The sequence below is a fragment of the Acinetobacter sp. AOR12_HL genome (genome assembly GCF_027855275.1).
In the GTDB taxonomy this organism is placed as follows: domain Bacteria; phylum Pseudomonadota; class Gammaproteobacteria; order Pseudomonadales; family Moraxellaceae; genus Acinetobacter; species Acinetobacter baumannii.
Genome location: NZ_JAKTIJ010000005.1, coordinates 188,831 through 211,350 on the forward strand (window position 1 = coordinate 188,831; position 22,520 = coordinate 211,350).

The 22,520-nt window shown below is 40.1% G+C and carries 24 protein-coding genes; 7 read left to right on the forward strand and 17 right to left on the reverse strand.

Annotated elements, in window-relative coordinates; genetic code table 11:
* Window positions 1-110 precede the first annotated feature (110 nt).
* The 5 genes from MKL36_RS01970 (at window position 111) to MKL36_RS01990 (ending at window position 3,958) form a co-directional block, all read left to right on the forward strand.
* Complete coding sequence (locus MKL36_RS01970) at window positions 111-803, forward strand: TetR/AcrR family transcriptional regulator (protein ID WP_000056618.1); 693 nt, start codon at window positions 111-113, stop codon at window positions 801-803.
* Between the two features lie 74 nt (window positions 804-877).
* Window positions 878-1,741 (forward strand): formyltetrahydrofolate deformylase, encoded by an 864-nt coding sequence (gene purU / locus MKL36_RS01975; RefSeq protein ID WP_001057506.1) that lies wholly within the window; start codon window positions 878-880, stop codon window positions 1,739-1,741.
* Window positions 1,742-2,133: 392 nt separating this feature from the next.
* Window positions 2,134-2,889 carry an energy transducer TonB gene (locus MKL36_RS01980; protein WP_000083586.1) on the forward strand — a complete coding sequence of 252 codons (756 nt, stop codon included), beginning with the start codon at window positions 2,134-2,136 and terminating at the stop codon, window positions 2,887-2,889.
* A gap of 44 nt (window positions 2,890-2,933) precedes the next feature.
* Complete coding sequence (locus MKL36_RS01985) at window positions 2,934-3,554, forward strand: MotA/TolQ/ExbB proton channel family protein (protein WP_001011664.1); 621 nt, start codon at window positions 2,934-2,936, stop codon at window positions 3,552-3,554.
* Entirely contained in the window at window positions 3,554-3,958 is a 405-nt protein-coding gene (locus MKL36_RS01990) for an ExbD/TolR family protein (protein ID WP_000885431.1), read from the forward strand. Before MKL36_RS01985 ends, MKL36_RS01990 begins: the two co-directional genes overlap by 1 nt.
* A gap of 60 nt (window positions 3,959-4,018) precedes the next feature.
* On the opposite strand, the gene msrA is transcribed toward MKL36_RS01990, so the two are convergent.
* The 7 genes from msrA to lgt all read right to left on the reverse strand — a co-directional run bounded on the left by msrA (window position 4,019) and on the right by lgt (window position 8,854).
* Window positions 4,019-4,540 carry a peptide-methionine (S)-S-oxide reductase MsrA gene (msrA, locus tag MKL36_RS01995; RefSeq protein ID WP_001183413.1) on the reverse strand — a complete coding sequence of 174 codons (522 nt, stop codon included), beginning with the start codon at window positions 4,538-4,540 and terminating at the stop codon, window positions 4,019-4,021.
* A 100-nt stretch (window positions 4,541-4,640) separates the two neighbouring features.
* Window positions 4,641-5,696 carry a DUF4105 domain-containing protein gene (locus MKL36_RS02000; protein ID WP_021511350.1) on the reverse strand — a complete coding sequence of 352 codons (1,056 nt, stop codon included), beginning with the start codon at window positions 5,694-5,696 and terminating at the stop codon, window positions 4,641-4,643.
* Between the two features lie 14 nt (window positions 5,697-5,710).
* Entirely contained in the window at window positions 5,711-6,220 is a 510-nt protein-coding gene (locus MKL36_RS02005; protein WP_000312548.1) for a dihydrofolate reductase, read from the reverse strand.
* Window positions 6,221-6,264: 44 nt separating this feature from the next.
* Window positions 6,265-7,107: a thymidylate synthase gene (thyA, locus tag MKL36_RS02010; RefSeq protein ID WP_001203168.1), complete on the reverse strand. Its 843-nt coding sequence runs from the start codon at window positions 7,105-7,107 to the stop codon at window positions 6,265-6,267.
* A gap of 122 nt (window positions 7,108-7,229) precedes the next feature.
* Entirely contained in the window at window positions 7,230-7,592 is a 363-nt protein-coding gene (locus tag MKL36_RS02015) for a hypothetical protein (protein ID WP_021511349.1), read from the reverse strand.
* Window positions 7,593-7,602: 10 nt separating this feature from the next.
* The gene (locus MKL36_RS02020; protein ID WP_000889270.1) at window positions 7,603-7,962 is read right to left on the reverse strand and encodes a hypothetical protein; all 360 of its coding nucleotides are present in this window, start codon (window positions 7,960-7,962) and stop codon (window positions 7,603-7,605) included.
* A 73-nt stretch (window positions 7,963-8,035) separates the two neighbouring features.
* Window positions 8,036-8,854, reverse strand: coding sequence for a prolipoprotein diacylglyceryl transferase (lgt, locus tag MKL36_RS02025; RefSeq protein ID WP_000959085.1), 819 nt, complete (start codon window positions 8,852-8,854; stop codon window positions 8,036-8,038).
* A 93-nt stretch (window positions 8,855-8,947) separates the two neighbouring features.
* Here lgt and MKL36_RS02030 point away from each other — a divergent pair, with 93 nt between their 5' ends.
* Window positions 8,948-9,727 carry an NRDE family protein gene (locus tag MKL36_RS02030; RefSeq protein ID WP_000335019.1) on the forward strand — a complete coding sequence of 260 codons (780 nt, stop codon included), beginning with the start codon at window positions 8,948-8,950 and terminating at the stop codon, window positions 9,725-9,727.
* 43 nt (window positions 9,728-9,770) lie between these two features.
* Here the strand turns inward: MKL36_RS02030 and MKL36_RS02035 are convergent, their stop codons facing one another.
* The 5 genes from MKL36_RS02035 to MKL36_RS02055 form a co-directional block, all read right to left on the reverse strand.
* Window positions 9,771-12,104: a PhoX family protein gene (locus tag MKL36_RS02035; protein WP_021511348.1), complete on the reverse strand. Its 2,334-nt coding sequence runs from the start codon at window positions 12,102-12,104 to the stop codon at window positions 9,771-9,773.
* Window positions 12,105-12,312: 208 nt separating this feature from the next.
* Entirely contained in the window at window positions 12,313-14,493 is a 2,181-nt protein-coding gene (locus tag MKL36_RS02040) for a PhoX family protein (protein ID WP_021511347.1), read from the reverse strand.
* Window positions 14,494-14,665: 172 nt separating this feature from the next.
* Window positions 14,666-15,436 (reverse strand): twin-arginine translocase subunit TatC, encoded by a 771-nt coding sequence (tatC, locus tag MKL36_RS02045; protein ID WP_001072722.1) that lies wholly within the window; start codon window positions 15,434-15,436, stop codon window positions 14,666-14,668.
* Window positions 15,433-15,870, reverse strand: coding sequence for a Sec-independent protein translocase protein TatB (tatB, locus tag MKL36_RS02050; RefSeq protein WP_000887761.1), 438 nt, complete (start codon window positions 15,868-15,870; stop codon window positions 15,433-15,435). The genes tatC and tatB overlap by 4 nt, the downstream gene beginning before the upstream one ends.
* A gap of 11 nt (window positions 15,871-15,881) precedes the next feature.
* Window positions 15,882-16,100, reverse strand: coding sequence for a Sec-independent protein translocase subunit TatA (locus MKL36_RS02055; protein WP_000908081.1), 219 nt, complete (start codon window positions 16,098-16,100; stop codon window positions 15,882-15,884).
* A 252-nt stretch (window positions 16,101-16,352) separates the two neighbouring features.
* Here MKL36_RS02055 and MKL36_RS02060 point away from each other — a divergent pair, with 252 nt between their 5' ends.
* The gene (locus tag MKL36_RS02060; protein ID WP_021511346.1) at window positions 16,353-17,228 is read left to right on the forward strand and encodes an AEC family transporter; all 876 of its coding nucleotides are present in this window, start codon (window positions 16,353-16,355) and stop codon (window positions 17,226-17,228) included.
* 195 nt (window positions 17,229-17,423) lie between these two features.
* On the opposite strand, the gene rdgB is transcribed toward MKL36_RS02060, so the two are convergent.
* From rdgB to leuA, 5 genes are all read right to left on the reverse strand, one after another.
* Entirely contained in the window at window positions 17,424-18,050 is a 627-nt protein-coding gene (gene rdgB, locus MKL36_RS02065; protein ID WP_021511345.1) for an RdgB/HAM1 family non-canonical purine NTP pyrophosphatase, read from the reverse strand.
* 168 nt (window positions 18,051-18,218) lie between these two features.
* Window positions 18,219-18,806: a tetratricopeptide repeat protein gene (locus MKL36_RS02070; protein ID WP_000751692.1), complete on the reverse strand. Its 588-nt coding sequence runs from the start codon at window positions 18,804-18,806 to the stop codon at window positions 18,219-18,221.
* A complete protein-coding gene (gene metW / locus MKL36_RS02075; protein ID WP_001217230.1) occupies window positions 18,803-19,396 on the reverse strand; it encodes a methionine biosynthesis protein MetW in 594 nt (197 codons plus the stop codon). Before metW ends, MKL36_RS02070 begins: the two co-directional genes overlap by 4 nt.
* Window positions 19,396-20,556, reverse strand: coding sequence for a homoserine O-succinyltransferase MetX (gene metX, locus MKL36_RS02080; protein WP_000009640.1), 1,161 nt, complete (start codon window positions 20,554-20,556; stop codon window positions 19,396-19,398). Before metX ends, metW begins: the two co-directional genes overlap by 1 nt.
* An 83-nt stretch (window positions 20,557-20,639) precedes the next feature.
* Window positions 20,640-22,337 (reverse strand): 2-isopropylmalate synthase, encoded by a 1,698-nt coding sequence (leuA, locus tag MKL36_RS02085; RefSeq protein ID WP_000978837.1) that lies wholly within the window; start codon window positions 22,335-22,337, stop codon window positions 20,640-20,642.
* Between the last annotated feature and the right edge of the window lie 183 nt (window positions 22,338-22,520).

Below are 22,520 nucleotides of genomic sequence, written 5' to 3' on the forward strand. Positions count from 1 at the left end.
GTACTTACCAAATATACTGATATACTTATTTTTTAGAGTAAATACTCTAAAGAGTCAAGTTGGTTTCTGTGTGCAAGTCTTAACCATATGAATTAACGAAGGTTATTAAAATGTCTCTACCTAAAGCTCTGAAGACAAAAGACCGGATTTTACAAATCAGTTTGCAGCTTTTTAATGAGCGTGGCGAACGGTCTGTCACTACCAATCATATTGCTGCAGAGTTGGGGATTAGTCCTGGAAACTTGTATTATCACTTTCGAAACAAGCATGAAATCATTAAGGAATTAATGCACCAATATCAGGTCGAGACTTTAGAAATGCTCTCTTTACCTGAGGACAGACCATTAACGACCAATGATAAAATTAATTATTTTCAGGTGCTCAGTGGTCAGCTATGGAACTATCGTTTTATCCACCGCGATGTTTATCATTTAGTTGAAAGTAACGAAGACTTTAAAAAGATCTATCCTCGGTTTGCAGGACAGGTCATGCAGCAAGGGCAAAGAATTTATCAGGCCTTTGTTGATGCCGGGCTTATGAAAATGACGCCATCGGAAATTGAAGCGCTCATTATTAACCTCTGGATTGTCTTAACGAACTGGACCAACTTTCTATATATGTCCGGACACATTAGTGACAATAACCACCTTGAAGAAAAATGGGTTTGGCAAGCTTTACGTCAAATGGTTTTTTTAGAAGGCCCTTATTTAATGGGTGAAAGCCGCGCGACTTATGAGCAATTATTGGAGTCGCTTGGACCTTCTGATCTTTTTGCCAGCTTATCGTCCCTAAAAGATGAATAGTTGTGCTTGTTTATTTAGAGCGCTAGAATACTCGGCTTATCAAAATTTTGTCTCAATTAAGTGATATTAACCAAATGAATATGACCACTGCCAATACAGCCCGTTTACTGATTACTTGTGAAGACAAGCCTGGGATCGTACAGGCTGTATCGAGCTTTTTGTACCATCAGGGTGCAAACATTACCGCGCTTGATCAGTATGCGACGGAAGCTCAAGGCGGACGTTATTTCATGCGTGTTGAATTTGAACTTGATCATTTACAGTCTCGTAAAGATGCTTTAATTCAGACTTTCGCAGCAAATGTAGCGGAACGTTATGGCATGCAATGGCGTCTTGCTTTTGTTAATGATATTAAAAAGGTTGGTATTTTAGTTTCTAAAGTTGACCATGCTTTGCTTGAGCTATTGTGGCGTCATGCACGTGGTTCTTTACCGTGTGAAATTACCCACGTAATTTCTAACCACGAAGATTTACGTGAAGCGGTTGAAAACTTTGGTATTCCATTTACAGTCATTAAAGTAACCAAAGACAATAAAGCAGAAGCTTATGCTCAAATTCATGAAATGATGCAAGGCAATGACTTATTAGTTCTTGCACGTTACATGCAGATTTTAAGTGAAGATTTCGTTTCTAAATGGGAAATGAAAATTATCAATATTCACCACTCATTCTTACCTGCTTTTGTGGGCGCAAACCCATACAAGCAAGCATATGAAAAAGGTGTAAAGTTGATTGGTGCAACAGCTCACTATGTGACTGCTGACCTAGACCAAGGCCCAATTATTGAGCAAGACGTTGAACGTGTGAGCCATGATTATAATGTTGAGCAGTTGCGTGAGCTTGGCGAAGATGTTGAACGTAATGTATTAGCTCGTGCTGTTAAATGGCATTTAGAAGACCGAATTATTGTAGATGGCAATAAGACTGTTGTTTTCTAACAACTTATATTCCTTTAAAAGCATGCTTTTGAGCGTGCTTTTTTTATGGCTAAAATAAATTTAAAATGTTATAACATAACTAGAGTCTGTTGCTCTATAGATTACTTTTAATATCTAGCTACTTAATTATTTTTTTAAGCTGAGCGCGATCTGATAAGTGAAAATAGGGAACTTACAAATTTTAGTGCGTTGCCTAAGCATGAGAAAACTAAGGTGATATCACTTTATCAAGTTAGACCTCGCGATAATGAGGAATGTTTTCATAAAAAAGTAGTTGCAAATGAAAACACTTCTCATTTATTATTGTGGCACTTTATTGTTCTATCCGATGTTTGAAATCGTTTCTATAAATTGAAAGCCGAAATCATCATCCATTAGGTAATTAGATTCTTATGAGTCAATCTTCCGCAGCCTTAAACTCTCCCAATCCGATGAAAAAGAAAGTCATCACGGCACTAATTGCGGTTGCAATTGGTCATATCGGGGTCTTATGGGCAGTCAGCCACATTAAGCCTGCTGAACTAAAGCCAATTGAAAAGAAACCTTTACAAGTCCGCTTTGTAAAAATTCAAGAGCAACCAAAACCTTTACCACCAAAACCAAAAGAACCGCCTAAAAAGCCGGAACCTAAAAAAGAAGTGAAAGAGGTTAAAGTTGTCGAGAAACCTGTAACTCCACCTAAGAAAGTGGAAAAAATTCAGCAGGTCAAAAAGGCTGAAACACCTAAAGAAACAGTAAAAACAGAACCTAAAGTTGAACCGAAAATAGTAACGCCAACGACTACTGTGACTGAAAAAGTCGTTGAAAAGCCAAAGCCAGTGGTTCAAGAAGCACCTAAAGCTCAACCTGCTCCAGATCCATCGCCAAAACGCGTTTCAATTGGTGGTTCGGGTGTACAGTGGAGCCGCTCACCACGTTTGACTGTTTCACCAAAAGATTTACAGGGCGAAGCACGCTCGGTTGTTGTACTTATTGAAGCCGATGAGAAAGGCAAGATTACTAACGTGCGCGTAACCCGTAGCAGCGGTATTCCAAGTCTAGATGACAAAGTAGTCCGTGCTGTACGTAGTGCAAAATTTAAACCTTATATGGAAAACGGTGTTGCTTATCCAATTAAAGCAGAGCAACCGTTTGACTTAACCCCTTAAACGAATTTGAGTCCCAACGGCTAACCTTAATCAGGAGTTCGAATATGAACTTTTCAATCTATTGGCAACATGCAGATGCAGTGAGTAAAACCCTGTATTTCATCTTATTGGCAATGTCGATTGCTACCTGGACAGTTTTCATCTTACGTTTGATGGGGACTCGCCAACTAAAACAACAAGCTTATGCTCAACTCTCTCAGGCTATTACTTCGCTCAAAGCAAAGTTACAACCTTTGAGTTTTGAACAACGTAAAGCAGTTGCAGAGCAAGCATTATTGCGTCAGATTTCTGCTGAGAAAGCCAATGCTGATAAAGGTATTTCAGTTTTAGGAACAATTGCTTCAATTGCACCATTCGTGGGTTTGTTTGGTACAGTATGGGGTATTTTCCACGCGTTAGTTGCTGTTGGTAAGAGCGGACAGGCAGGTTTAGCTCAAGTGGCTACACCAGTAGGTGAAGCACTTATTATGACTGGTCTTGGTCTAGCAGTTGCGATTCCAGCGGTATTGGCTTATAACATCTGTGTACGTGCGAATCGTGGCCTTGCTCATGATTTACAAGATCAAGCACACAGTTTGTTAATCGACACCATGTTGCAGCAAGACTCAACTGTAAAGTCTGATGTTAAAACTGCACAGCAAAGTTATGTTGGAGGTCAAGCTTAATGGCTTTTCAATTGGGTGAAGACCACGATAGTGGCATGAATGAGATGAATCTCATTCCGCTAATCGACATTATGTTGGTGTTAATGATCATCTTTTTGGTCACAGCAACAGTTGCCAACCCATCGATTCCATTAACGCTTCCTAAAACAACTGCTGAAATTATTGATCCACCACCAAAAGCAATTACGATTAGTATCAATGCAAATGGTGAAGTGGCTTGGGATACTCAAGTAATTAGCCTTGATGAGCTTCAAAAACGTTTCCAAGAAGCAGGTCAAGGTGCGGTTAAACCGACAGTTCAACTTCGCGCTGATAAAGAGTCGAAGTACGATACTGTTGCTCAGGTAATGTCTCGCGCCAGTGAAGCCGGACTGAGCGATATTGCCTTTGTAAGTGAAAATTAAAATCTAGTTTCACGTAATAAAAAAGCAACCAATTCGGTTGCTTTTTTATTTTCTCATTTATTAATTTTTCATGAGATGTTGGAATTTACTATGTAACTTTAACAGTTTAGGTGGGATTGCAAAGTTGCAGTAACCTTGTGAAGGGTTCTTTTCATAGTAATTTTGATGATAGTCTTCTGCTGGATAGAACGTAGGAGCAGGAGATAATTCAGTCACAATATCAAGATCGTCATCTTTTAATGTCTGAATGGTGTGTTCTGCTGCCTGCTTTTGCTCTTCATTAAAATAGTAAATAACAGAGCGATATTGAGTACCAATATCATTACCTTGGCGGTTTAAAGTCGTTGGATCATGCGTTGCAAAGAACACATCAAGTAACTGAGAATATGTAACTTGTTGTTCATCAAAGTCGATAAGGACCACTTCAGCATGCTGAGTGTCACCTTGACATACTTGCTCATAAGTTGGGTGAGTTGTATGCCCACCAGCATAACCACTTGTTACTTTTTCTACACCACGTATTTGTAAAAATACGGCTTCGACGCACCAAAAACAGCCGCCGCCAAATAATGCCTGTTGCATTGTTTTTTCCTCTATTTCCTGCCTATTAGAATAGGGTTTATCTAGTTAGATTACAAAGTAAAGCGTGTATAAAAAAGTAAAGAAAATTGCATTACTTATTTCATTTTACTTTAGGTAAACCCTGTCGAACAATTTGAGAGAAATGCTCACTGCTTTGGTCTGCAAATTGTTCGAAATGTTCAGTACGTGGGTTAATGTGTGCAATTTGGTACCACTGTTTCAAGCTAATATTTTGATCGAGTGCTTTAAGATCATATAAATAATTAGGCAAGTAACCAGAGGCAATTAACCGATAATCTTTAGGAAGCTGATATGGGTTAATGGCTTGAACCATATCAAAAATTAAAGTTGTACAATTACTTGTGAGCGTATTGTACCACTTTGGTTCTGCACGTAGTTCATCTGCTTTTTTAAGATATTCTAAAAAGAGCGCTTTTTGCTCAGAGCGAGGCATATTGACCGGGAAATTATAAACTTGCTCTTTACGGATATTGCTACGCGTGTAGACAATATCTTTTTCATCAGATGCAATTAAGCTCAGTTCATATTTTCTAAAGAAGCCGCCAATTGCTGAAAACTCTTCCGTCTTTTCTTTTCGAATTTCGATCGAAAAAACTAAAGGTTGTTGATTTTTAAATTCGAAACTGACTAGCGTATGGGCAATTTGTGGCCCCATCCAGTAAGAAGTAATAATATTTATGCCATTTAACTGGCTCAGATCAAAAGTACGGGTTTCCCAGCGAACATCATAGGTTCCATCAGGATGCCAGTTGAAGTTACGGACATTATGCAAAGTAATAACATCGCCGTGTTTTTTGTAACTTAGCATATTGGCAACTTCAGGGTTCCAGTCACGGTCTTGACGTGCAGTAATCGAAAAGTACCAAACCAAAGAGCAGGCAAAAGCTAACAGGTAGATTAAAACGTCTGTACGACGGCTAATAATATGCCCATTAAAATATAAACCCGCCATACTTAAAGCAAAGGCAATCCATATGCCAATAATAATACGGCTGCCTAACCAGCCAAAAGGTTGTTGGACCCATAGGGCTAAGCATACCCAAATGCTGGAAAGCACAATAAACAACGTGAATAAACTATGTAAAGCGCCGAAGAGGAGGGCGATAATAAATTCACGTGTTCCAATATTGTGCATAGGCGACCAGAAAATTATTTTTTATAAGTGGCAAATTCGAATGAAGTTCCTGATTTTTCATCTACTTGCTGTTCGCTTGCAGTTTTGTGAAATTCACTCGGTATTGTTGGATAATGTGCATCACCTTGTACATCTAAGTCAACATGAGTGAGCTCAAGACGGTCTGCAATTGACAAGGTTTGCTTAAAGATTTCACCACCACCAATAATGAATAAAGCTTGCTTTTCGGTGTTTTTGGCATCTTCTAAAGCAGCATTTAAAGCATCTTCAATTGAATACGCAATTTTTACGCCGTCAAAATGCCAGTTAATGTCACGGGTAATTACCCAGTTCACACGGTTCGGTAGAGCACGGCCCATAGACTCAAGCGTTTTGCGGCCCATGATCACCACACCACCTTGTGTGATTTCTTTAAAGTGTTTTAAGTCGGCAGAGATATGCCATGGCAACGCATTGCCTTTACCAATACAGTGATTTTTGTCCATTGCGACAACGTGGACAACTTCTACATTTTGCCATGCCATAATCTTATTCTCTAAACCGTAATCTAATGAAATTTAAGCCGTCGTTATACTGCAACTGGTGCTTTAATTGCCGGATGTGACTCGTAACCTACAATCTCGATGTCTTCAAATTTGAAGTCGAAAATATCTTTAACATCCGGATTAAGTTTTAATTGGCAAAGTGGTAATGGCTCACGCGTCAATTGTAGTTTTGCCTGCTCAAAATGGTTGGCATAAAGATGCGTATCGCCACCTGTCCAAACAAAATCACCAACACCTAAGCCACACACTTGAGCAATCATATGGGTGAGTAGGGCATAGCTGGCAATATTAAATGGCACGCCTAAGAATACGTCAGCACTACGTTGATAAAGCTGGCATGACAACTTGTTGTCTTGTACGAAGAATTGGAAGAGCGTATGGCAAGGCGGTAAAGCAACTTGTCCAGCCTCATTTGGGTTCCAGCCAGAGACAATTAAACGGCGTGAATTTGGGTTGGTTTTAATTTCATTAATTAACCATTTAATTTGGTCAAAACCATCTTGGTTATAAGTACCATCGGCATTTTTAGTTGCGCCGAAATTACGCCATTGATGGCCATAAACTGGGCCAAGCTCATGTTCTGGGCGGCCGAAACGGGCAGTTTGTTCTGCTGTGGCCCATTCATCCCAAATGGTGACTTTATTGTCTTGTAAGTACTTAACGTTAGTATCGCCTTTTAAGAACCAAAGTAACTCAATCACGATAGAACGAAAGTGAACTTTTTTTGTGGTGAGTAAAGGAAAACCCTTAGAGAGATCAAAACGCATTTGATGACCAAATACAGAACGGGTTCCTGTGCCTGTACGGTCGCCTTTGTCACCGCCATTATCAAGGATATGTTGTAGAAGGTCTAAATATGCACGCATAACACTCTCGAGTTCGGATTAATTTCCATAAAATAAAAGGGGAGACGGTTCATGGATTAATAAACCGTGGAAGATAATAGCATGCTTTAACGATAGGTAGGAAAGAGAGCTACATTTACTGTTTAAAAACGTTTGGCCCGATTTTGATAAATCGGAACAAGAAAAAATCCAACCAGTACAAAGCCTAAAGCTTGTAGTGTTGCGATCCAATTGTGTTGAGGGGGCAGTAACCACATTATAATAGCTACAATAATGAGAGGGTAAATTCTAAGCAGAAACTGGAGCTTAAGTTTATATGAACTGTGCTCTGGAATTTTTGTTTGTAAATATTGCCCGAAATGAAGCCCAAAACCTAACACGAGGCTAAGAACAGTGTAAGTCGGCGATAAAGGCTGTACCTGATTGGCTGCATAAATTGCAGCACAAACGACAATAATGAAGATGAGTTTGATGTGACGCGGTGCGTTATACCAATAAGCCAACATAAAAATGAGCCTATTTGTTAAATAACGATTGGGGTGAAAAAATAAAAGCAGCAAGCGCCATAAATGCGATTCCTTGAACGCCCCAGATCAGCAAGTTAGGCATGGTTTTTACAAAGATAAGTGCAAATAAAAGAGCGATAGGAACCCACGTAAATAGGCGGTAAAGTAAACCAGTCGGGTTACTTTGAGCAAAATGCAATTTAAAGTAACGGCAGATTAAAAAAATAACCCCAGTTCCTGTAAACATTAAAATGGTATCTAAAGGCAATGGTTGATATTGATATAACCCAATACAGATTAAGAGGGTAATAATTAAAATGATCAATTTTTTAAAAGTCGGGACTTGCGTATTAAACCAGAATTCCAGCATGGCGAATCTTCTTTCTTGGGAGATAAAAACTGTAGCATAAAAAAGAGGAGCCGAAACTCCTCTGATTTAGATGTTAACTGTTCTTTTGAGGGCCCCAGTCATAAATTTTCTTTTGGTAGGCATACCACATCATCCAAAGGCCTATCAGTAGCATTGGAACGGTGAGGATTTGTCCTTTCGTCATCCAGCCAAACAAGATGAAACCTTGGTCGGCATCCGGTTGACGGAAGAATTCCATCACAAAGCGTGCAACACCATAACCCATTAAAAATAGGGCAGATACAGCCATACGTGGGCGTGGTTTTGAGCTAAACCACCACAAAATAATAAAGAGTAATAGTCCTTCGCAAAGCGCTTGGTAGATTTGAGAAGGGTGACGAACCAGATGTAATGGATCGGTTGGGAAAATCATTCCGAATGGATAATTCGGATCTGTGACCGCACGGCCATATAACTCTCCGCCAATAAAGTTACCAATACGACCGAACATTAAGCCTGTCGGTACACATGGGGCAACAAAGTCGAGTGTCTGGAACCATGTTTTTTGATATTTTTTACACCAGAATAGCATTGCGATCATGACGCCTAAGAAGCCGCCGTGGAAGCTCATACCACCTGTCCAGACTTGGAATAACCAGATTGGGTTTTCAAGGAATTTGTCAAACTCATAGAAAAGCACATAGCCGATACGTCCGCCGAGTACAACACCTAAGGCGCCGTAAAACACCAGATCGGAAACCATGTCCGATGTCCAGCCATCACGCTGTTTGGCACGGTAGGAAGCAAGCCCCCAAGCACATAAAAATGCCAATAAATACATGAGTCCATACCAATGGACTTGAAGAGGTCCTAGATGTATTGCGACCGGATCGATATTAGGATAGGTCAGCATTGCTGCTCCTTGATCTTACGTTTTGACAGATTGTAGCGGAATGATGTGAAAAATGTTGTACATTCAATGTGTAAACATAGGGAACAAGAATCAATGTGTATTGTGGCTTTAGCATGGCATGTTCTGGATGATATGCCCTTGTGTCTGATTTCAAATCGTGATGAATTTTATCATCGACCAACCGCATTGTTGCATCAATGGGAACATACACCAATCATTGCAGGGCAAGACTTACAGTCGGGTGGTACTTGGATGGGTGTTACGCCGCAGGGCCGATGGGCTGTGTTAACCAATTTCCGTGATGGACGTGATAAAAAACAATATGAGACCTCTCGTGGTCATTTGGTTCAGGCTTTTTTAGAGTCTGATTTGTTACCGATTCGCTTTGCTCAGCAATTAGAACAACAGCAACAGAACTTTGCTGGTTTTAACCTGTTTATGGGAACTGCTGATCAGGCGGTCTATATGAGTAACCGCGGTGAGGCTCCTCAAGTATTAGCCAACGGCGTATATGTGGTTTCGAATGGTTTAATGTCCGATCACTGGGAAAAAACCAGACATTTACGTACACGTTTTACGCAAGAGTTCTTGCCTATGCATCAGCACAAAACAGAAGAGTTAAGTTTGCAGCATGCAGCGTGGGATATTTTAGAAGATGAGCGTAAGGTCACCACAGCATTGTTGCCAAACACGGGCATTCAGCCGGAAATGGAAGAATTATTGTCATCGACTTTTATTCAAAGCCCCGTATATGGAACACGGTGTTCGAATTTTTTAAGAATGACCAATAATGAATGGATATGGTTGGAAAAGACCCAGCAAGGTGAACATAGTGGTCAAATTGTGCAGCAACAGGTGCTTTTAAACCGTTAGAAAAATGCCGATCAAGTGATCGGCATTTTTTTGGGTAAATCAATTAACCGGCAATAACGCCGCCATCTTTACGGGTAATCACAACAGTTGCTGAGCGTGGGCGCGCAGTTTTATTGCTTGGGTCTTTTTGTGTGGCAGGCCAGTTACTTTCTGGTTTTGCGTAACTTGGTGAATCTTCACCAGGGTGCTGAACATTAATGAAAATTGCTTTGTAGTCAGGAGTCATGGCAATACCAGTAATTTCACATTGCTTTGGTCCGACTAAGAAACGACGTAATGTTGCGTCTGTAACTTTGGCACCTGTTATGGTCTGCTGACCATTTGAAGTTGTTGCTGTACCACCATCACCGATTTGACCCGGCAGAGCTGCAAGCATCATACAGTTAGTAACATCAGTGTAAGCGCCGTCATCGGTTTCAATCCAGAGAACACCGCGTGGGTCAAACCACATACCATCCGGAGATGAAAAATCATTGTTATCTGTTAAGCCAGATAAGTTGATGTTTGAAGCCATTGCTGCTTCTGCGCCAAATAAATAGATATCCCATTTGAAGGTTTCAGCAGTCGTTTTATCATCAGTTTCTTTAAAACGGATAATATGACCGTTTACGTTTCCTTTTTGTTCTTTTGTGCCTGCATATAGGTCTGTATAGTTGCGTGGGTTAGCTGCATCAGTTGCATAGTCTTTACCACGATTTGAGTTATTGGTGAGTGTGACATAAATTTCACCATTTAATGGATTGATCGTACACCATTCTGGGCGGTCCATTTTTGTAGCGCCTACAGAATCTGCTGCTAAGCGTGCAAATGTAACAACGTCTGCCTGTGACTTAAACGGGTAGGTGGTGTTGCTTTCATTTAAGCCATTTTTGCCATAAGCAAGTTCAATCCATTGACCTGAGCCATCGTTATTAAACTTAGCAACATACAATTTGCCTGCATTCATGTATTTGTCGCCAGCTGTATAACCACCGTTTATATCTTTGGTGTCCCACACAGCGGTTGAAACGAATTTATAGATGTATTCACCACGAGAGTCATCACCCATATAAAATGCTAATGGTTGACCTACTACGGCACGGCAAGCACTGTCTTCATGTGCGAAACGGCCTAATGAAGTACGCTTAACCGGATTTTGGCGTCCATCAAATGGATCAATCTCAACCATCCAGCCAAATGTATTTGGCCCATTTCGGTAATCTTGGGTAGCTTGAGCTGCTTTTACATCGGCATTCCAGCGATCATACAAGTCTTGTGACTCTACTTGACCAATTGCTGTTTCCCAGCCGTAACGCGAACTTGTGCCTAAATAAATTTGTCGCCCTTGTTCATCAACGTTAGGGATTAACTCACCATTTTTATCTTTTAAGTAAATGATCTTGCCATCTTTATCTTTTTTAGGTGCACCTTTTTCATCTTTCTCATACAGATAAGGTTCATCTTTTTTAACGCCTAAACCATAACGTTTTAATGCAATTTTTTCTGCATCTGTACGTGCATATTCATCGCTACCCGAACGTTGGAAATAACCAATAAAGTTTTCTTCAGTGGTTAAATAAGTGCCCCAAGGTGTATAACCGTTACCGCAGTTATTATGAGTGCCACGTGTTTGACGTCCAGCAGGTGAGAAGCGAGTTGCAAGCAGGCTTGAACCCGCTGCAGCACCTGCAAACTCCATAACTGTAGAAGCTGTAATACGACGATTAAAAATAGAGTTTTTAACAATCTCTACTTTTTGAGTGGTTGGATCTTTTTTAATATGAATTACAGAAACCCCATGTGCATTGGTTTCACGAATGACTTCATCTTCAGGGCGACGTCCATCCACTTTTGTAGGACCTTTGGGATGAAGGAAGGTCTGATTAATATATTCGTGATTCATCACCAACAAACCTTGTGCTGACACAGTCTCGTCAAAGCGGTTTGTTGATGTGTTTAAGCCAAAATAATGCATGCCGTCATGGCAGTCGCCAGAGCGAAACTGGAAGCTTGGGCCAGATGGAATATTATTGTCGTCCCAATCTCCAACTCTTGGATTGATTGAGTCACCTAAAGCGTAGATGACATTAGCTTCATAACCTTCAGGTACAGTCACAATATCATTTAAATTTTTAGCTACAGGCGTAAATGTGAGTTTTTCCGGTTTTTTATTTGGATCTACAGGTGTGGTTCCACCATTATTAGAGCCAGAGTCATCATCGTTATCATTACAGCCAGTTAAAGTAGAAGCTAAAGTCAGTGCTACTGCACCGCTTGCTGCTTTGGTGATTAAACTACGACGACTGATGTGTTGTTCTAAAATGTCACGAAAGTGGATATTGTCAGAAGTATTATTATCCAATTCTTGGTCTTCATGATATGGCGTCAGCTCTGTCATGGGAAATTCCTAAGTAAATAAAGAGATTGTTCTAAAAGTCTTCATGAGCTTAGTTTGTGAATGTGACGAGGCTTTGACGTTTTGATGATAAGTTAATGAAATATTTGACCGTTTAGTGAAAGGTTGAAGGAATTTTATTTTTTTAATGAGACTTTAAAAATAAAAGAAACCTGCATAAAGCAGGCCTCTTTTATAGTGTTGAAAGAAATTATTTCTTCACAACAGATGGTGCAATTGGGTCGGCAGTGATATAGCCAACTGCTGCTGCAAATTTATTACTGTAATTTGTATTAATTGCAGTATCAATTTGAGCAAGTAAATCTGCGCTAATACCAGTACGAACACCATCTTTTTCTTTGTAGAAACGGTTCCATTCGTCACCTGGATGCTGGAAGTTACTCATGATGTAAGTCCAACCGTTTACCTCGTCGACTGCATGTAGACCCGTCGATTCAGCACCTGCCGGTGTAGATAAAATACGGATGAGCTGTTTGGTATCAACGTTATAAGCCCATAAGAAGTTATTTAAGTGGTTACCAGAGTCTTCACCGATAAATAAAGTGCGAAGCTTTTCTGAGAACTTCAAGTTATCAGGGCTAGCAATTTGCTCTGGGTCAGCGGTGTTCCCTAAGCTGTCAAAGCTAATATCTTTACCTTTAATGAGAAGGTTAGATTGGCTAGGTACCCACTCACTATTGATTGCAACATTTGAGCTGTCTTTCTGTCCACCAGTTAATGTGTGCTCCAAAATACCACCAGCAGTGATTTTCGGGAATTTAACGTTGTGCTCAGCAAGATAACCGCTACCACCTTCAACCATTGAGTCGACAATATTAGCTAAAGCTGAATAAGCTTTTTTATCTGCAATATTGACTGTTGTGCCTTCATTTTTGGTCAATGCCATTGAAGCACCCATGTAAGCAGCATAACGGTGTGTTTCAAGGAAAGCCGCTGCAAGTTTAGTTCTGTCGCTATTATCTTTAAGCTTGAGATATACGCCAGTTTTACTTAAATAAGTAAATTTAAAACCTTGAGCTTCCAATTCTGCTTTTTGGGCAGTTTGTTGTAGTTTTAAACGCTCTTTTGCAGCTTTGGCTAAAGCTTGTTGTTCAGGAGTACCTTTGTCGCCTGCATCAATAGCCTCTTTCTCTGCTGTTGTTGCATCGCTTGGATATTTAGCAATTTGTAGAACTGACTCAAAAATATCAGTTCCTTTAATGCCGCTCTTGATGAGGTTTTCAATCTCGGCACTTGTTGCATGACCAAGTCTGATCCAAGAAATCTGACCAGTCGTTGTATCACTAAGTATCGTTGTATATTTTGCAACGTAGAGTGTACCTGCAGATAAATCTTTCTCCTTATCTGCAACGAACATAAATAGGCCACCGTTGGTATAGTCATCGCCCATTAACACAGTGCGGTTATCAGGGAAAACCTGTACAAGTTCGTGTGAAATACGACCTAAACAATAGTGCTTTGTAACGCGACCAGTACCATCTGCATTTACGGTAATTTCTGGCAAGTGGCCATAGTTATATGGATTGGCAATGTTTTCATCGCCATATATATTTTTACTGAAGGCTTTAAGTGTTGAAAGTGATTGACCTAATTTTTGGTCAAAAGCATCTGGTTCGTATTCTTCACTAGAAAGATGAGTTCCCCATGGAGATAAACTTGCACCACAAGTAATCCATAGCCCATGTGCACTTGAAGTATCAACGTTATGGTATTTAATTAAAGTTAAGTGACCTGTCTTTGGATCTTGATCTAAAGTTAAGACAGCAATCGGAGATGATAATTTACCGTAAGTATCACCACCATTTTGGTCTTTTGATAGATATTCAAATTGGACCACATGGAACACTGGGTTACCGGTTACACCTAATGCTTTTTTGTCAGCATCTGTGAAATCTTTGCCTGTTGCTTGTTTGAAACTAATGAGAGAACTACCATCTGGGCAGTCAGAGAAGAATTGACGTTCTTTACCTGCAACTGATTTATCAATAATTGGCTTATTATTAATATCGTAATAACCACCCGCGATGACTTTTCCTCCTTTACCATCAGGCACTTCTGTACCTGTTAAGAAGAATGGTTTGTAAGCGAGTTGATATTCTGTTTTGCTGCCGTCTTCCCATGAAATAGCAAGTTTTGATGCACATGCTGTTGTGGCAATATCTGCTACCGTTGAAGGAGCTGGCATTGAAGTGAACGTTGCATTCTTAAAGTTAATTGGCTTTGACGGAGTGACAATAGATGAGTCGTTATCGCTATCGTTACAACCTGCTAACGTTGCTGCCGTAGCCATCGCACCTAATGGAAGAAAAGGGATCCCCGTAAACCATTTTAAAATATCGCGACGTGTTGGGTGGTTAGAAGCAGTGGTCATAATAAATCCGTAACTTTTGTGTGTATATTTGTTGAGTCGATTCTATGGATTGAAAATGACACTTTTCTTACATTTTTAAGTCACTTTGAAGACAGTTTATTGCTTTGTAGATTAAAAAGCGTTCTACATAAAAAAGCCTGAACTTCTTAGTTCAGGCTTTTTTATATTATTTTTATTCAGCAGAATGAGTTTTTCTTTTTTCAAGAATTTTGCCGAAGAGTAAACCTATTTCGAAAAGTAGCCACATTGGAATTGCTAGCATCACCATTGAAATCGCATCGGGTGGGGTAATAAACATCGCTACAAAGAAGCATCCTACAATAATAAAACGTCGTTTTTCAGCAAGGCTTTGCGTATTTACCACACCAATCAAAATGAGTAGCAAGGTTGCGATAGGAATTTCAAAAGTGACACCAAACACCAAAAATAGCTTTAAGCAGAAGCTTAAATAACTATTAATGTCGGTCATTGGTGCTACCGTTTCAGGTGAAACGCTAATAAAGAAATGTAATATGGCAGGCAGGGTAATGTAATAAGCAAAAGCGACACCTGCATAAAATAAAATAATACTACCAATCAGTAACGGCAGCGCTAAATGACGCTCTTTTTGATAAAGCGCCGGGCGAACAAAAGACCATATTTCATAAAGAATAAATGGCATTGCCAGCATGAGCGCAACAAATAAATTAAGTTTAAATGGTGCCATAAAGGTTGCTGTAACATCCGTTGCAATCATGGAAGATGAGGCAGGAAGTTGTAACCTTAGAGGCTCAGATAATAATTGATAAGTATGATTTCGAAAGGGCAGTAAACAAAAAAATAAGAATAATGTTACCCCTACAATCCTAAATAAATGACGTCTTAAAACCACCAAATGATTCATGATTGGCATTTGGTCTAGGTTTTCTTGACTATTTACAGCGGTTGAAGGCAGTTGATTCATACGGCAATCTTCAATTCAACAGGAGATGTTTCTGAAATATCAGTTTGAGGAGCCAAAGGCGTAACTTTAGTCAGATACGGCACTTTGTAATGGCCCGATATAGGAGTACATTTCCGAATAGGCTTTTGTGTTGTTTTAGCTGTTTCAGTTGCTTCTAAAGATTCTGAAACCTGCTGTTTTTGTATTTCTTCAAGCTGTTGTTGTACTTTACGTTCCAATGCTTCAATGCGGTTAAGTTCCTCTTGCATTTCTTTGCGGAACTCAGACAGACGTAGCTCCTGATCAATCTCGTTTTGCAGATTCGTAATATAGCGTTTTAGTCGAACATACCAGCGACCTGCAAAGCGTGCAGCTTCTGGAAGCTTCTCTGGACCTAAAACTAAAATTGCAATAATTGCAAAACAGAGTAACTCTGTCATTCCTACATCAAGCATGGGTCAAACCTTTAGCTTTTCACTGATGTGCTTTCAGATGTTTTAACTTGTGCATCAATTGTACGAGGGCTATTTAAAGATGCAGCTTCGTCTTCTTCACGAACTGACTTTTTAAAATCTCTTACTGCACCGCCTACATCTTTACCGATATTTTTTAGCTTAGATGTACCGAACAATAAAATAACGACAATTGCGAAAATAACGACATGCCAAATAGATAAACCAGCCATGATTTTATACCTCTTTTTAGTTCGCTTTATATCAACAGGTTGCCATGACAGGAATGTGACATTTATATTTCATTTTTAAGACAATATTTATAAGTAGACACTTACGATCAGATTTTTAAAAATATTTTTTGGGAGGATTTTTAAATTTTATCGAGCTTCGTTCTTAGACGAATTTACTTGAAATAGATCATACATTTCAAAATCAAAAGGTGTAGCATAACAAGCTGATTTTGACGAGCGAGAGGAGAGAGCGTGGCATTATTACTGCCTGTATTGGCATTTATCACAGGACTTCTACTTGCTCAGACCTCCATTTCAGAAACCGTAAAACCTATTCTCTCAGCTTGGCTTGCACGACTCCTGATTCCGATTGTGATTATTTACAACATGGTCTTTTATCAATCGGGAAGCTTGAGCTTAATGCTCTTTAGTTTTGGTTCGGCGTTCATTATTTTCTTTGCTTATCTGGCTTTATTTAAAGACCGCTTATTGGCACTTTGCGTAAGTTATACCAACATGGGATGGCTTGGTTTTCCTTTTGCTATGGCTTTATTCGGTCCTGAAGCAACTGCTCCAATTGTTGCTTTATATATTGGAATGTCGCTTTTTGGCAATGCTTGGGCTGTGACTGCCGTTACTACGGCACCGCAAAGTAAGCTCAATATATTAAAAAAGGTTTTAACTTCTCCGCCTTGTATATCGATATTCTGTGCTGTTGTACTCAGACTTTTAGGGACCCAACATATCGAAAGCCCTGCTATACATTGGGTTTATGAGGTTGCTAAATTTGCAATGACTTTTGCAGGTATGTGTGTGCTTGGAATGTGGCTGCGCCGTACCAGAGTTTATGCAAAAGATTTAATTTACAGTACAAAAGCTCAAGCATTTAAAGTGGCCTGTGGATTTGTACTTTGTGGATTAAGTTATAGATTTTTACAGATTCCAAATATAAATCAGCACATCGGTGTAATGTTTTTAATGTTCTGTCTGCCGCCAGCAGCCAATATTGTAGCTCTAGAAACTCATTATCAAGGGACGGGTAGATCTGCTGCTTATATTGCTTCAGGGACGATTGTGAGTTGTGTGTGTATTGCGATTTATGCAGTGTTTTTACACTTGTTCGTCTAATTAATTATTTAATTATAAGTTTCCTGCACTTGCTGGTGCGAAGGCGGCATGGATGCCGCCAGTTAGACTGTGGCACAGGGAAGTGCCATCAGTCTAACAAAAGATTTTTGCTTACTTTTCATCTTTGAAAAGTAAGGTTCGCCTATACAAAGTTTAATCTGTTTTAACGCTGTATAGTTTGGCCGTGTGATCAGCCTACTTCTGCAAGCTCTCTCTAAATAACTGCATCGCTTGCCCACGATGACTAATCTTATTCTTATCTTCTTTAGACAACTCAGCGCTAGAAACTTGTAGCTCTGGCAACCAGAACAGTGGGTCATAGCCAAAACCATTTTCACCACGTGGCGCTTCTAAAATTTCACCATGCCAGATGCCTTGGAAAATTTGTGGCAATGGATCTTCCGCATGCGTTACTAGAGCAAGTACACACACAAACATGCCTTCAATCACTTCACCATTTTTACGAAATGGTAAAAGATCATTTAATAATTTGGCATTGTTCGCTGCATCGTCACCGTGTTCTCCAGCATAACGTGCTGAATAAATACCAGGTGCGCCGCCTAAGACTGGTACACAAATACCAGAGTCGTCAGCCATAGCAGGTTTACCTGAAATTTTAGAGGCATGACGCGCTTTAATAATGGCATTTTCAATAAAGCTTAAGCCGTCTTCAATGGCGTCGGGAATATTTAGGTGACCCTGAGGAATAATTTCTACAGGCAACTTGAGCTGTTCAAAAAGTTTTTCAAACTCTGCGACTTTACCTTTGTTGTTACTTGCAAGGACTAAAGAGCCCTGATCAAACCAATGTGGGGTAGACATAAGATAACCAAACTTTATAACCAATATTGAACGTGAGCTATGTTACGTGTTTTTTGAAAGGGGATATAGAGCAAAACAAATGGAATATAAAATTAGAAGCTTAAAAAACTAAAACCACCTTATAGGTGATATAAGGTGGTTTTAGTCGAGTAAGTATAAGCTGGATTATTATTGTGCTTGAATCCATTTATCCGCGCGGTCACGTGCCATACGGATTTGCTCTTGAGTTAAGTTTGCAGCAAGAGCCGTCTTTTTACCTTCAGATAAGCTAATCACTTTATTGTCGAGCATGCCATCACGAGTTGAAAGTTCATACCACTGGTAAGCACCTACGTAGTTTTTCTTTTGCTCTTCCATCATCGCGAGGTTGTAGCTTGCACGGTTATCGCCGTTACTTGCCGCTTTTTCGAAATATTTACGAGCCATAGCTTCGTCTTTCTTAACGCCAATACCATCAGCATACATACGGCCAACATTTAATTGCGCAGGTGAAAGACCTTGATCAGCAGCAGCTTTAAACCATGCAAATGCTTGTTTATCGTCTTTTGCTACATCTTTGCCGTATTGATAACGTGTACCAAGATAAAACTGTGCTCCAGCTTGACCCGCTTGAGCAGCTTTTTGAAGGTCATGAATCCCCATTGTGGAGAAGCGCGCAGCTTGGCTCGCAACCGATTGTGGCTGGGCGATATAATCTGCATGAGCCTGCATACTTAGCAGTCCTGCAATTAGTGTGCTAAATAATGTCTTTTTCATAGTGCACTCACTCGATAAATAGCGACTTCACCAAACAAATTCGGAACATGTTTGCTTAACAGGCTTCCCTGCTGGTTTCCATTGACGGCGAGTCGATTAATAATTTGTATTTGATTTTCCGCACATAGTGCTTCGAAATCTTTAAACGTACATAAATGAATGTTGGGGGTGTTATACCACATATATGGTAGAGCATCCGATACAGGCATCATCCCTTTTAATGCTAGAAAAGAGCGAGTCTTCCAGTGTGCAAAGTTTGGAAAAGTGATAATGGCCTGTTTACCCACACGCACCATGTCTCTTAATAAAACATCGGGTGCATCTACGGCTTGCAAAGCCTGTGCCATAACCACATAGTCAAAAGACTGGTCGGCAAAACGGCTTAAACCGAGATTCAAATCTTGTTGAATAATATTTAACCCGCGACTGACGGCAATTGCAATCTTTTCTTGATCAATTTCTAAACCATAAGCACGAATTTGATGCTTTTGGCTCATATGAGCGAGTAATTCACCGTCACCACACCCTAAATCGAGTACGCTAGAGCCGGGTTTAATCCACTTTTCTGCTAGTTGTTGATCAATACGCATTAGCTTGCCTCCAGTGAAGTCGATTTTAAATGTTCTTCACCGCCTAAGAAAGCGCGCAGTGTTTTGACATACAGTGGAATCGGGAATAAGAACGAGTCATGACCTTGTTCAGCATCAATATCAAGATAACTTACCGGTTTATGATTGGTAATGAGTGCATCTACAATTTCTTGTGAGCGACTTGGTGCAAAACGCCAGTCAGTGGTGAATGAGACAATCAGAAACTGGCATTTGGTTTTACTCATCGCTTCTGTAAGCGAGTGACCGTACTCACGCGATGGATCAAAATAATCCAAAGCTTTGGTCATAATGAGATAAGTATTGGCATCAAAGTTACGACTAAACTGTTCACCTTGATAACGGAGATAACTTTCGACCTGAAACTCGACATCAAAACCATACATAAACTTGCCGGATTTTAAATCACGACCAAATTTTTGTTTCATGGCTTCTTCAGAAAGATAGGTAATATGGCCGACCATACGAGCCAAAATTAGACCACGCTTCGGATAGCTATCATTTTCCAAATAACGACCATGATGGAAGTCCGGGTCAGACAGAATGGACTGACGTGCCACTTCGTTAAACGCAATATTTTGTGCTGAAAGCTTTGGCGCACTGGCAATAACGACACATTTTTGTAAACGGTCAGGGTAGTCTACCGACCATTGTAATGCCTGCATGCCACCCAAAGAACCACCGACCACCGCATACCAGACACTTATTCCTAAGCGGTCAGAAAGCATGGCTTGAGTTTTGACCCAGTCACGGACCGTTACTAACGGGAAATCTGGACCATAGGGACGATTGTCATTTTCAGGATTTGGTGAAGTTGGACCAGTTGATCCACTACATCCGCCAATATTATTAAGCGCAACTACAAAAAATTTATTTGTGTCGATTGCCTTGCCCGGGCCAATACAGCTATCCCACCATCCAGCTTTTTTATCATCTTCATGGTGATAACCCGCTGCATGATGATGTCCGGAAAGGGCATGGCAGATTAAAATCGCATTTGATTTATCTGCATTTAAAGTGCCGTAAGTTTCAACCATTAACTCAAAGCGCGGTAAAACACGGCCACATTCAAGATGTAAGGGTTCTTCAAATTGGAACTTTTGCGGAGTGACTAACCCCACTGAGTCAGCTGGAAAAGACACGGGAACATTTCGCCTTTTAAATCTTTCAGGAATAAAAAGAAAGGATACCAAGCTAGGTATCCTTTCCAAAGTCTTTTTTTTAATTAAACAGCGGCGGCAACAACCTGATCTGTACTTAAAACACCTTGATCAATCAAACGGTTGGTACATGCAATAATAGCTTCAATAGATGAAGTGACTGTGTTGTCGTGAACACCTGCACCAAATGAGCCTCTGCCTGTACCTTTCACTTGAAGTTCAATTAAGGTTAATGCTTTGGCATTTGCACCTGAACTAATACTGCGTTCTTCGTAGTTCAATACATCAATTGGTAATTGAAGTGCATTTAAGAATGCAGAGATTGGACCATTACCTTCGCCACGTAATTGTTGAGTTTCACCTTCAACATCAATCTCAAGTTCAATAATTTGAGTACCATTAATGTCAGATAACTTATAGTTTTTGACCGTGTAATGGTGGTTTTTCACTTCAACATACGTGTCTTTAAATAAGGTCCAGATTTGTTTAGCGCTAATCTCTGTACCATTCTCATCAGTATATTGTTGAACAACTTGACTAAATTCGATTTGTAAGCGACGAGGCAATACAACGTTATAGTTTGATTCTAATAAGTAAGCGATACCGCCTTTACCAGACTGACTATTTACACGAATGACAGCATCATAGTCGCGGCCCAAATCTTTCGGATCGATTGGTAAGTAAGGCATATCCCAGATTTCTTCGTTTTTCTGGTATTCAAAGCCTTTTTTGATTGCGTCCTGATGCGAACCAGAGAATGCAGTAAATACCAAGTCACCTGCATATGGATGACGAGGGTGTACAGGTAAACCAGTACATTCTTCAACCGTTGCAATGACTTCATTAATATTAGAGAAATCTAACTCTGGTGCTACACCTTGGGTGTACATGTTCAATGCAATTGCAGCAACGTCAACGTTACCGGTACGTTCGCCGTTACCAAATACGCAGCCTTCAACACGGTCGGCACCTGCCATAATGGCAAGTTCTGATGCAGCAATACCACAGCCACGGTCATTGTGACAGTGAACAGAAATAATCACGCCATCACGACGTGCCAAATTACGATGCATCCATTCGATTTGGTCTGCATAAACATTTGGTGTTGAAACTTCGACAGTCGCAGGTAAGTTCAAAATAACTTTATGATCTGGACGTGCATCCCAAATTTCTGTAACCGCATCACAGACTTCTTTTGCTACTTCTAATTCAGTTGCAGAGAAGCATTCTGGGCTATACTGGAAAATCCAGTCAGTTTCAGGATATTGCGCAGCATATTCTTTCACTTTCTGAGCTGCATTCACCGCCAACTGTTTTGCGCCATTAATATCTACATTCAACACTTTTTGACGGAAAGTTGGAGAGTTAGAGTTATAAATGTGCACAATTGCACGCTTAGCACCTGCTAAAGCTTCGAAAGTACGCTCAATTAAATGGTCACGTGCCTGAACCAATACTTCAATGTATACATCATCAGGAATATGATTTTCTTCGATCAACATACGAGTAAAATCGAAGTCAATTTGAGACGCAGAAGGGAAGCCGATTTCAATATGTTTAAAACCGATTTTTACAAGCATTTTGAACATTTTGAACTTTTGTTCCATGTTCATCGGTTCAAAAATTGCTTGGTTACCATCACGTAAATCCGTGCTCATCCAGATTGGCGCTTTTGTAATTTCATTATTTGGCCATTGGCGATCTGGTAAATCGACTCGCTGGTACATACGGCGGTATTTTTTGCTAGGGTCAGCCAACATCATGAGAAAACTCCTTATCTCGTAGCACGGTTGCGTCAAGTATCGTGTGAAAGGCAACGTCTACAGTTATATATGGTATCTAATACAGAAAAATTAAAGGGAATTTGAAAAGGTCTGCTCTAAAATACAGACAAAAATTTATACGCGCGCGAGGCGCAGCATCAGGAGTTCGAGATGATGTCTTGC